At 49.5% G+C, this 10,937-nt stretch carries 9 protein-coding genes and 2 pseudogenes; 8 read left to right on the top strand and 3 right to left on the bottom strand.

Features of this window, described 5'->3' with window-relative positions; translation table 11 throughout:
* Together EKM97_RS10975 and EKM97_RS10980 are read left to right on the top strand one after the other, a co-directional pair.
* Positions 1-848: restriction endonuclease subunit S (locus EKM97_RS10975; protein WP_225419282.1), on the top strand; the 848-nt coding region annotated here is incomplete at its 5' end.
* Between the two features lie 71 nt (positions 849-919).
* Positions 920-1,390 carry a restriction endonuclease subunit S gene (locus tag EKM97_RS10980; protein ID WP_164507537.1) on the top strand — a complete coding sequence of 157 codons (471 nt, stop codon included), beginning with the start codon at positions 920-922 and terminating at the stop codon, positions 1,388-1,390.
* Between the two features lie 76 nt (positions 1,391-1,466).
* On the opposite strand, the gene EKM97_RS10985 is transcribed toward EKM97_RS10980, so the two are convergent.
* Together EKM97_RS10985 and EKM97_RS10990 are read right to left on the bottom strand one after the other, a co-directional pair.
* On the bottom strand, positions 1,467-2,396 hold the full coding sequence (locus EKM97_RS10985) for a site-specific integrase (protein ID WP_125572454.1): 930 nt from the start codon (positions 2,394-2,396) through the stop codon (positions 1,467-1,469).
* 50 nt (positions 2,397-2,446) lie between these two features.
* Entirely contained in the window at positions 2,447-3,040 is a 594-nt protein-coding gene (locus EKM97_RS10990; RefSeq protein WP_125572455.1) for a restriction endonuclease subunit S, read from the bottom strand.
* Positions 3,041-3,220: 180 nt separating this feature from the next.
* Here EKM97_RS10990 and EKM97_RS10995 point away from each other — a divergent pair, with 180 nt between their 5' ends.
* The 6 genes and pseudogenes from EKM97_RS10995 to EKM97_RS11020 all read left to right on the top strand — a co-directional run bounded on the left by EKM97_RS10995 (position 3,221) and on the right by EKM97_RS11020 (position 10,056).
* Entirely contained in the window at positions 3,221-4,195 is a 975-nt protein-coding gene (locus tag EKM97_RS10995) for a restriction endonuclease (RefSeq protein ID WP_125572456.1), read from the top strand.
* Positions 4,196-4,666: 471 nt separating this feature from the next.
* Positions 4,667-6,403 (top strand): ABC transporter ATP-binding protein, encoded by a 1,737-nt coding sequence (locus tag EKM97_RS11000; protein WP_125572457.1) that lies wholly within the window; start codon positions 4,667-4,669, stop codon positions 6,401-6,403.
* Positions 6,404-6,918: 515 nt separating this feature from the next.
* Positions 6,919-8,502 (top strand): annotated as a pseudogene (locus EKM97_RS11005) (ABC transporter ATP-binding protein); the annotation flags it as partial.
* 185 nt (positions 8,503-8,687) lie between these two features.
* Positions 8,688-8,957, top strand: coding sequence for a type II toxin-antitoxin system RelB/DinJ family antitoxin (locus EKM97_RS11010; protein WP_125572459.1), 270 nt, complete (start codon positions 8,688-8,690; stop codon positions 8,955-8,957).
* Positions 8,950-9,254: pseudogene (locus tag EKM97_RS11015) on the top strand (type II toxin-antitoxin system YafQ family toxin). Before EKM97_RS11010 ends, EKM97_RS11015 begins: the two are co-directional and overlap by 8 nt.
* A gap of 169 nt (positions 9,255-9,423) precedes the next feature.
* Positions 9,424-10,056 (top strand): HAD family hydrolase, encoded by a 633-nt coding sequence (locus EKM97_RS11020; RefSeq protein WP_125572461.1) that lies wholly within the window; start codon positions 9,424-9,426, stop codon positions 10,054-10,056.
* A gap of 300 nt (positions 10,057-10,356) precedes the next feature.
* On the opposite strand, the gene EKM97_RS12245 is transcribed toward EKM97_RS11020, so the two are convergent.
* Positions 10,357-10,455, bottom strand: a complete 99-nt coding sequence (locus EKM97_RS12245) for a putative holin-like toxin (protein WP_125572462.1) — start codon at positions 10,453-10,455, stop codon at positions 10,357-10,359.
* Positions 10,456-10,937: the final 482 nt, after the last annotated feature.

Here is a 10,937-nt window from a genome sequence, read left to right on the forward strand (position 1 = left end):
CAAGAATAGGTCTTCATGACCTTTTTGTGCAAATTGGTCTGCTTTATCAGGTGTTGCACTTCGATTTTAAACCAGGGAAGAAATTAGCAATTGAAATCCCGTCTCTTACTGAACAAAAGAAAATCACAGACACTCTGTCCAATTTGGATGCGACTATCGCTCTTCATCAGCGTAAGCACGACCTTTTGCTGAAACTAAAAAAGGGTTATCTGCAGAAGCTATTCCCTCAAAATGGTGATGCCGAACCTGAGCTGCGTTTCTCCGGTTTCACTGACGCTTGGGAAAAGCGTCAGTTGGGAGAAATTGCAAAGCGAGTTACTCGTAAAAACACATCGTTAGAATCGACCCTTCCACTTACAATCTCCGCTCAGGATGGTTTGGTGGATCAAAACGACTACTTCAAGAAACAAGTTGCAAGCAAGGACGTAAGCGGATACTACCTGGTGAAAATAGGAGAATTCGCATACAACAAGAGTTATTCAAAAGATTACCCATTGGGAGCAATCAAGCGCTTGGACAAGTATGACAAAGGTGTACTGTCTACCCTTTATATTGTGTTCGAACCTAAGAACGTTAATACAAACTTTCTTGCGACGTATTTTGATTCAACATGCTGGTATGAACAAGTTGGTATTCGTGCTGCAGAAGGAGCTCGAAATCATGGACTTCTGAATATAGCACCAAAAGATTTCTTTGAAATTAAGTTGCAAATACCTCACAACGAAAAAGAGCAAGTTCAAGTCGCAGCTTTTTTTCAAAGTTTAGACGAAACTATCGCTCTTCATCAGCGTAAGCTAGGTGAGCTTAAAGAATTGAAGAAGGCCTATCTTCAGAAAATGTTCGTTTAGATTTTTGAAAAACGTTTTCCACGCTGAGCTTTTTTCCGAAAAATTGCACTGACGCTTGGAAAAAGCGTAAGTTGGGGAATATATTAAAAGATAGCGGTACCGGTCGTGGTAGCTTCACTCTGCACGATTACTCTGCTCGCTTTCCGTATCCAGTTCTGGGTTCAACGACCATCATTGGCTACGACTCGGAGTACGATCATGAGGGCAACTTCGTTTTGACCGCACGTGTTGGTGCCAACGCCGGAAGACTGTACAGATACTCAGGAAAGGCAAAAATTACTGACAACACTGTTTATTTGAAGAGCGACCATTTAATTTTTCTTGAGGCATTGCTAAATCACATCGACTTAAAACGCTTGTCATTTGGCACTGGACAGCCATTAATAAGAGCAAGTGAACTAAAAAAGACTACAATTTTTGTGCCCAGTAAAACTTCTGAGCTTGAGCAAGTTGAGATGATGTTTAGAAATGTGGAGAACATTATCGCTCTTCATCATCAACCGTACTTTTGCATCAGTCTGCGGCTTCATGAAAACAGCTAGCTATGTATTGCCACGATTTCGGTATTAACCGGCATCGTGGCTTTTTTTACAATTTTTCTTCTACATGGGTAATAGTCTAGTTCAACCCTGAGAGATACCGCATAACTTTGTCGTTATCTTGGTTTTCCAACTCCTGGATGATGTGTAGGTAAGTTTGCTGTGTGGTGGTCATGTTCGAATGTCCAAGTCGACGGGCAACACTGGCAATCGAGACGCCGGCGAACAACAGCAGCGAGGCATGCGTGTGCCGTAATCCGTGAATTGTAATCACCGGTGTGTTTACAGCCTTGCAGTGCCTAGACAGTGCGAGATTCACTGTGGAGTTAAAGACACGTCCGTGCACGAAGATTGGCTCGTTTTCAGGCAGTCCTTTCACTAGTTGGGAGAATTGCATGGTCAATTGCCAGTCAATCTGCACATTGCGTTTGGACGATTTATTTTTGGTTGGTTGAAAGTGTCCGTGAGCTTCTTTGTAATTCCAGGTCTTCGATATTGAAATGGTTTGATGATTAAAGTCGAAGTCTTTAGGCGTCAGTGCGAGTCCTTCGGCGAAGCGCAGTCCGGTCTTGGCAATGAGCAAAATTAGCCAGTCCCAGTTCGGCGTCTCCTCGAGATTCAAATCGTTGAGTACGGCATGCAATTCGAACTGACTCAAGAATTTTGGCTTCTTTTTGGTAGGTGCCTTGCCTTTGACGACCGCTTTACGGGTTGGATCTCGCGGAATCAGTCCTTCAGCGAGGGCGTCCATGATACATGCCTTCAGTTGGTGATGGAAATCCATAGTTGTTTGGCGTTCGTGCGTGAGGGCGTATTCGTTGAGTAGTGACTGGTAGGTTTTCCTGTCGATGTGACTGAGCGTAAGTGTCGGCGCCAGTCCAACTAGGCGCTTGTGATTGATCTGGTATTTGCGCAAGGTAACTTCACGTACTGCTCCTGATTTATAAAGGTGAAACCAGTCGTGAAAATATTCGTGAAACTTGCTGTCTGGTGATGCTGGTGTTTGCATGGGGAATCCTCCTAGATATTTTTGATGAATTTTTGGTCATCTTTGATATTTTACGGAGGTCTTAACCAAATTGAAGAACAAAGATGCAACTTTAAGAATGAAGGGGACGACTTACGTTGATGAAGAGCGATAGTGTTGTTTAAATGCGTGAAAAATTCGCCAATCCGCTTCTGCTCAGATATTCCTGGTGCTTGTATCTCCAGGCTTCCCACCTGCGCTAAAGAGATATTCGGTTGTGCACCGATTGTTGGATTCCGTCTGATAAATTCTTTGACAACAAAACCGGAGAGACTAGTCATTAAAAATTCCTTGTCTAAGTCATAACCTCTGATTATCGCGAGAGCTTGATTTGTATTTGCAGGAAGCAGTTCCTCATCAACCACAGTGGTTCTACCCAGGGTTCCAGCAATTGAAAACAGTATGTCGTCTTTTTGAAGAATTGATCGATGCAAATATCCATTGTGCTCATCCATAGATATTTTGGAGGGACTGACAATTCGTTCACCGACGATACTTTCAACTTTTACGAAATTAACTGGCCCTTTCCCAGATTTGTCCTTCGGTGTAGTGCCCTTAGTGATAAGTTCGGTGTGTTTTGAAAGCTTACGCTTTTCCCAAGCGTCAGGATTTTGGTCACCAATCATATAACAACTCGATAGTCATACTCAATTAGGTGACGTTCTTGAATGAAAGCGATAATTCTTACCGGGTATTTGAAAATCTAGCGTGAAAGAACTCAGTTAATCAAGTTCACTATCGAACTGCTTGTGACGCCGATAGTTAATGATTACAATTAACATAAATCATGACGAGGGGGAGCAGGTATGGACTATCAAGAACTAAAGTTGGGGAAGTTTGGCATTCCGTCTTGGGATGGCATGATGGCACCCATTTTGGCAGTGGCAAAGACGAAAGATGTCTGGAAACGGCGTGAACTAGTAACCAAGGTTCTTGAATCCATCAACTTGCCACCAAAATTGCGTGAAATGTCAATTCCTGGTAAGCCCGATGCTAACGTTGCTGAAGGGCGTGTTGGCTGGGAGCTATCCGATTTAAGTATTTGTGGCCTCTTGGTTCGACCCAAGCGGGGAGTTTATGCGATTACCAAACGTGGTACAGAAATGCTTGACCAGTATGGCGTTGATTTGAACTGGCGCCAAACCCATGATGAGCCATTGTACAAGAGCTACGTTCGCGAACGTGATGAGCGTAAGGGCAAATCCGTTGATACTGAGGCACCTGTGGATGATGAAGACAATCCACTTATTCCCAACGCCAGCCAGTTGAGCAGCGAGATCAATACCAAAATTCACCAGTACAATGCCGATGTTGCAGATGAACTGCTTGCACGAATCCGAGGTGCAGAACCGGCATTCTTTGAGAACCTCGTTGTTAACTTGTTGAGCAAGATGGGTTATCAGGGCAGGGAAGGCAAGGCTTCTGTTACGCCTAGTTCACACGACGGCGGTATTGATGGCATTATTAACCAAGATCCGCTTGGAACGCGTACGGTGTATTTGCAGGCCAAGAGATACCAGGCAGATAATAATGTGCAGCGGCCGGCAATTGATGAATTTTACGGTGCGCTCTCACGGGTTCACGCTGACCGCGGTGTATTCATTACGACATCTGATTTCTCCCCCGCGGCAGTCGCTGATGCCAAGCAGTTTTCAATTGTCCTCATCAACGGGGTGGAGCTAACGAACCTTATGTTGAAGTACAAAGTCGGTGTTCAAGCAAAGCAGACGTATGAACTTTTCAGCATTGACGAAGATTATTTTGATGACGAGATGGATTAATAGAAGTAATGGGCGATTCAGAGGATGAATCGCCCATTTTTTTGTGTCAAATTCATTCAGGAGCGGACAATAATGACTCACCAGTCAAAATTTTCAGAAAACACATTGTTATTAACAAAAAATTAGCGTATAATCCAAGACCGCTATGAAAATAACAATATGGGTAGGGGCACGTGCCTCTGCCCACCATTGTGTTGTGTGGAGGCAATCGGTAAGCGAACGCAGTGACCACCGCGTGCAAGGTGCGCGGAGGTTACTGCGGAGTCGCGCGATTGGCAGCAGGTCCCTTGTGTACCGGGACCTCCCGCTGCCAATCGCAGCCTGCCTCAATCGCGCTCCGAAAAGCAGGTCCCTTGCACGCAAGCCATCACCGCCAGAAATCCTAAGTACGGGATTTCCGCCGGTGATCACTTGTGTACCGGGACCTAAACGCTTTTCTCCGCAGCTACAGAAACATGGAGGAAATTATCTATGGTATTCAAAGCAATCGGTCGGCACAAGGCGCTGGTAATCGCCGCCGTGCTGACGATGCTCTTGCAGGTCGGTGCCGCGCTCTGGCAGCCGAGCTACATGAAAAGCATTCTCAAGGTGATGGCGAACATGTCGCTGTCCACCAGTGACAAGATCGACAAAGTCAGCTCCTACGGTCTCGGCCTCATCGCTGTTGCCGTCGTCGGGCTGATTGGTTCGATTCTGAACACGCTCGCCGCCGCCAAGATCGCCCAGACGGTCTCGGCCGACCTGCGTGAACAGACTTTCCGCAAAATCCAGGCCTTCTCCTACGCGGACGTTGAAAAATTCAACTCTGACAACTTGGTTGTGCGGATGACTAACGATATTAACCAGATTCAGATGCTCCTGATGATGACCTTCCAGGTGCTGATTCGGGTGCCGCTGCTCTTTGTTGGCGCGTTCATCCTGTCCATCATCACGATGCCGAAGCTTTGGTGGATTATCGTGGTGATGGTCGTGCTCATCGTGGCCGTGACTGGGATTTCGATGGGGCGGATGGGCCCGCATTTTGCGGCGTTCCAATCCTTGCTCGACAAGATCAACGGGATTGCCAAGGACAACCTGCGTGGGGCGCGGGTGGTGAAGTCCTTCGTGCAAGAAGACAGCCAGATTGCCAAGTTCGACAAGGCGTCTGACGAACTCAACGGCCACAACCTCGCCGTGGGTTACACCTTCTCGACGATGATTCCAGCCTTCACCATCATCTCCCAGCTGGCGATTTTTGTGGCCATCTTCCTGGTCTCCACCTTCGTGACGCAGTCCGCGTCCGTGGCGTCTGACCAGCTCGGGGGCATTATGTCCTTCATCCAGTACATGATGCAGATTATGTTTGCCATCATCATGGGTGGGATGATGTCCATGTTCGCTTCCCGCGGGTTCGTGTCTATGGGCCGAATTCAGGAGGTCCTGAACACTGAGACTTCAATGACCTACGCGACGGATGAGGCAGAAGATCTTGACGGTTCCATTGAGTTCGACGACGTGTCCTTCGCCTACCCGAACGACGCGCAGCCAACGCTCCACAACATCAGCTTCACCATTGCCCCTGGCCAGCAGGTTGGGGTTGTCGGAGCAACGGGTGCCGGGAAGTCGACGCTCGCCCAGCTGATTCCGCGACTTTATGACCCCAGCGAAGGAACCGTCCGCGTCGGCGGCAAGGACCTGCGCACGGTCTCCAAGCAGACGCTTAAGGACACCGTCTCCATCGTCCTGCAAAAGGCGATTCTGTTCTCCGGCACGATTGCGGGCAACCTCAAGCAGGGGAAGGCGGACGCCACGGACCAGGATATGGACCGCGCCGCCCAGATTGCCCAGGCCGCTGAGTTTATCGACCGCCTGCCAGAACGTTACGGTGCGCCCGTTGAAGAGCGCGGAAACAACTTCTCTGGTGGTCAGAAACAGCGGATGAGCATCACTCGCGGTGTGATCAAGCAGCCCAAAATTCTGATTCTGGACGACTCGACCTCTGCGCTGGATGCCCGCTCCGAAAAGCTGGTGCAAGAAGCCTTCAACCGCGAACTGAAGGACACAACGACCTTCATCATCGCCCAGAAGATTTCTTCTGTGGTCCACGCTGACACGATTCTTGTCTTGGACGAGGGCCGCTTGGTGGCGCAGGGCACGCACAAGGAACTGGTTGAATCATCGCCAGTTTACCAGCAGATTTACAACACTCAGAAAGCAAAGGAGGCGTAAGAATGAGCGATACAGGACGTGCACTGAAGTTTTTCTACCTCTACTTCAAGAAGTACAAGTTGCAGTTTCTGGTGATTGCGGTCTTCATTTTTATCGCCACCTACTTGCAGGTGAAGGCACCCGTCGTGATGGGGGATGCGATTACGCACCTATCCACCTATGTCGGGGACTACTTCACCCACCAGCACGCCGGCGATGCCATCAAGGCGCTCAAGAAGATTGCCGATGGCGGTGTGCAGGCGCAAGACGCGCTGCAAAAAATTGCGGCCCAGTTGTCGCAGGCGACCGGTCAGCACGTGTCTTGGACTACGCTGACTGACGCCAACGTACCGGCGCAGGTTACGGCGCACCTGCCAAAGGGCAGCAGCATTGCTGCCATGCAGAAGATGGCCGCGATGCCGGATCACTGGCGCGCGTTGACTAACGCCAATGTGCCAGCCAGCATTGCCTCCGCACTGCCTAAGGGGACGACCATCCACAGCCTGCACCAGGTGGCGGTTTCCGCGCCCGCAAGCAAGGCGAACTTCTTTGCCAGCATGTGGAAGCTCTTCTCTTTCTACGTCATGACCGGGGTTGCACAGCTGATTTACACCTTGCTGTTCACCCGCATCGTGGCGCACTCCACCAACCGCATGCGTAAGGGGCTGTTCGGCAAGCTCGAACGCATGACGATTGCCTACTTTGACCGCCACGAAGACGGGGACATCCTCGCCCGCTTCACCTCCGACCTGGATAACATTCAGAACACGCTGAACCAGGCGGCCGTGAACGTGACGACCAACATCGCACTCTTCGTCGGAATTGTCATCATGATTTTCCGCGAGGACGTGTCGCTGGCTTGGGTCACCGTGTCCACGACCCCAGTCGCCGTACTCTGCGCGATTATCATCGTCATCCAGGCCAAGCGGTCCACCGACCGCCAGCAGGCTGAAGTCGGAATTCTGAACGCCTACATGGACGAGAAGATTTCCGGGCAGAAGGCCATCATCGTTGAAGGTCAACAGGAAGAAACCATCGCCGGGTTCGTTGAACACAACGATAAGGTGCAAAAGTCGACTTTTGCCTCCCAGGCGTGGTCGGGGATGATCTTCCCGCTGATGAACGGTTTCTCACTGATCACGACCGCGCTCGTAATCTTCCTGGGGACGCGCATCGCGCTGAACGATTCCTCGCTCAGCACTGCCGCCGCTCTCGGACTCGTGGTCACCTTCATTCAGTACGCTCAGCAGTACTACAACCCCATTATGCAGATTAGTAGCTCCTTCGGGCAGCTGCAGCTGGCTGTCACTGGGGCAACGCGGCTGAACGTGATGTTCGACGAGCCGGAAGAAGTGCGGCCAGAAGCCGGGAAGGACTTCACCGAAATCGGTGAGGGGATTCAGATTGAGCACGTCGACTTTGGCTACCTGCCAGGTAAGCAGATTCTGAAAGACGTCTCGATTGATGTGAAGCCTGGCCAGATGGTCGCGCTCGTGGGGCCAACCGGTTCTGGGAAGACGACCGTCATGAACCTGATGAACCGCTTCTATGACGTTGATAATGGTGCCATCAAGTACGACGGCATCGACCTGCGCGAGTTTGATCTTGATAAGCTGCGCGAGAAGGTCGGCATCGTGCTCCAGGAATCCGTACTGTTCGACGGCACGATTGCGGAGAACATCGCCTTCGGGAAACCGGACGCGACAATGGATGAGATCATCACCGTCGCCAAGACGACCCACATTCACGAGTTCATCGAGTCCTTGCCAGACAAGTACGAGACGCACGTGGATGACAACAACTCCGTCTTCTCCGTTGGTCAGAAACAGCAGATTTCGATTGCGCGCACGATTCTGACGGATCCCAAAATTCTGATTCTGGACGAAGCGACGAGTAACGTTGATACTGTCACTGAGCAGCAGATTCAGTGGGCAATGGAAGCGGCCATCGCGGGTCGCACCTCCTTTGTCATCGCGCACCGCCTGAAGACCATCCTGAACGCCGACAAGATTGTCGTGCTGAAGGACGGTCAGGTGATTGAAGAAGGCACGCACGACGAACTCGTCGCTGCGGGCGGCTTCTACGCGGAACTGTACCATAACCAGTTTGTGTTTGAATAAGCTGAACGCGCAGTTGTGCTAATGCAAAACGGCTTCGGCCGGAATCCTGTGAGGGGTTCTGGGCGGGGCCGTTTTTGTGTTCTATTATTCCGCGTGTGGCGGCAAAAGTCGCTAATGATGAATGCTATCCGCACGGTACCCAATGGGTGCCAGTCGTGATAGAATAAGCGTAAGAGGTGATGAACGTGGATACGAAAAAGAAGGAAACGCGCTTAAGTATTCGAATCGATCGAGAATTAAAATTAGCCGGTCAAGATGTGGCTAAAGACATGGGAATGGATCTTAGTACTGCAGTCACGATGTTCATTACACGAATGGTGAAGGAACGGGGATTACCGTTTCAGCCGAGCAGTTTACCAGCGGAAACCTTGCAAGCCCTGCGCGAAGCCGAGCATCCGGAGGACTACAAAATGTATGAGTCTACCGACGAAATGTGGAAAGATTTAGATGTATAGGCTGGTGCCGATGCCCTACTTCAGGCGAGATGTGAAGCGGTTGACGAAAAACACTACCCGATGAATACACTAAAGCATGTGGTGGAATTACTAGCATCAGGGACGCACCAGGAAGAACTAAAAACCCAATATGCGGATCACCAATTAGCAGGTAACAGTGAGTGGCGTGGCCACCGCGAGTTGCACATTAATGCCAGTTTTAACAACGATTGGTTACTCATCTATCGGATTAATCAGTCTGAGCTCATACTGGAACTTATTCGGACTGGGTCGCACAAGGAATTGTTGGGCAAGTGAGCATATCCTCTTTATGAAAGCCTTCGGAAATCAGTTCAGAATTCCGAAGGCTTTTTGCTTGCCATTATCAGTAAGGTTTACATTTCCCTGCGATACTTGTTTAATAAAGTAAGTAAAAACGCGCGCCATCATTTGCGGCGCGTGTGTAGTCAAGACGTGGAGGTCAAGTATGAACAAACAAGCAGTAATTTTCGACATGGACGGCGTGCTCATTGACAGCGAGAGCTGGTTCTTCAAGGTGAAGCAGGAAACTTTTGCAGAAACCGGAGCAAAGCCGCAACACTTCACCTTGGCTGAGACCGCTGGCTTGCCCGAAGCTGCCGGCTGGGAACTCCTCTTCGATGACCCAGACGAGCGTGAGAAGCAGCGGCAGGCTTTCATGGACAAGCTGTACTCGGTGCCCGTGGACTTCAAGGATATCGTGAAGCCTGGTGTCACCAGCACGTTGAACTGGCTCCAGGACCATGATTTTCACGTGGCACTGGCGTCTGCCGGCCCAATGCCGTATCTCAAAATGTTCCTCGATTCCACCGGCTTCACGAACCTGTTCAATGAAGTCATCAGTGGTGAGGACATCACGGCCAACAAGCCCGACCCAATGATTTACCTGACCGCACTCGATCGGCTGCAGGTTGCTGCGCCAAACGCTGTGGCCATTGAAGACAGCCCAACCGGGATTGCAGCCGCAACGGGTGCCGGCATCGAGACCTGGGCGGTGAAGCCAACTGGCTACTCATTGGATCAGCACGCGGCGGATGATGTCATTTTGAGCGTGGCGGATATTCAGAAGCGGCTAGGATAGAAAATAGTCATAATTAGCAACAAATCAACTACTATTATGATAAATTCGTACAATCAGTTTTTCGTCCGGGCTAGTCTCCAATTCGCAAAGTTCCTTGCAAAGGGGACACAGATTTTGTTTGCGGGACGACGTTGACAGCACTGTTTAGCGATGTCACAATGACAATATAAAAGGACTCGGTGCGCGAACACCGAAGCCCTTTCTCAGCAATCCGCCGTAGCGGTGACGCAAAACTAGTTAATCAAGCAGTATACCCGCCTGTCTAAAGCTCTGCATGGCTTTGGCGGGTGTTTTTGTATCCTAATCGATCTTGTCGATTAGGAGAACCACAAAAGTGAGTAACGCGAGTAGAAAAGTTCCGCCCGCGAATAATAAGCTCAAAATGTCCTTGTGAGACATCCCATTAACGCGCCTTTCCTAGATTTGGCATTGCCATAAGCATCACCTCATTCTATGGCGCGTCACCGCCGCTGCTTTATTGCTGATGAACTTATTTTAGCGTGCTTATTAATAGTGGTAAAGAAAAAGATGACCTTCGAACGATAAATAATATCTATATTAAAATAAACATTAGTATTAATTTGAAAAGCGATTTGCGTTAACGATGTCTTTTTATCTTTTAACAGCTACGCACGATTACGACAAAAAAAGCACCGGTCAGATTCCCGCGTAAGCAGGATCTGACCGGTGCTTTTTAGATATTGACGCGGCAACAACAAATGCGTGCCACCTACTTAGTGGCTGGTGAATTAGCCCTAACTTTCAGGCAAATCCGCGATAACTTTGTAATCAATCTTCACCGCAGTCTTATTCTTTTTGGCAGTAATCGAAATTGGTCTACTTAAAACTGCGAGAAGATTTTCCAAATTCGCCATGACCAC

Origin of the sequence: Lacticaseibacillus songhuajiangensis (assembly GCF_003946025.1) — a bacterium.
In the GTDB taxonomy this organism is placed as follows: Bacteria; Bacillota; Bacilli; order Lactobacillales; family Lactobacillaceae; genus Lacticaseibacillus; species Lacticaseibacillus songhuajiangensis.

What these genes read in the sequence shown, in the direction of transcription:
- EKM97_RS11000 (WP_125572457.1), top strand. Translation starts at nt 4,667, where the DNA reads ATGGTATTCAAAGCAATCGGTCGGCACAAGGCGCTGGTAATCGCCGCC.
- EKM97_RS10995 (WP_125572456.1), top strand. Translation starts at nt 3,221, where the DNA reads ATGGACTATCAAGAACTAAAGTTGGGGAAGTTTGGCATTCCGTCTTGG.
- EKM97_RS10985 (WP_125572454.1), bottom strand. Translation starts at nt 2,396, where the DNA reads ATGCAAACACCAGCATCACCAGACAGCAAGTTTCACGAATATTTTCAC.
- EKM97_RS12245 (WP_125572462.1), bottom strand. Translation starts at nt 10,455, where the DNA reads ATGTCTCACAAGGACATTTTGAGCTTATTATTCGCGGGCGGAACTTTT.
- EKM97_RS11020 (WP_125572461.1), top strand. Translation starts at nt 9,424, where the DNA reads ATGAACAAACAAGCAGTAATTTTCGACATGGACGGCGTGCTCATTGAC.
- EKM97_RS10990 (WP_125572455.1), bottom strand. Translation starts at nt 3,040, where the DNA reads ATGATTGGTGACCAAAATCCTGACGCTTGGGAAAAGCGTAAGCTTTCA.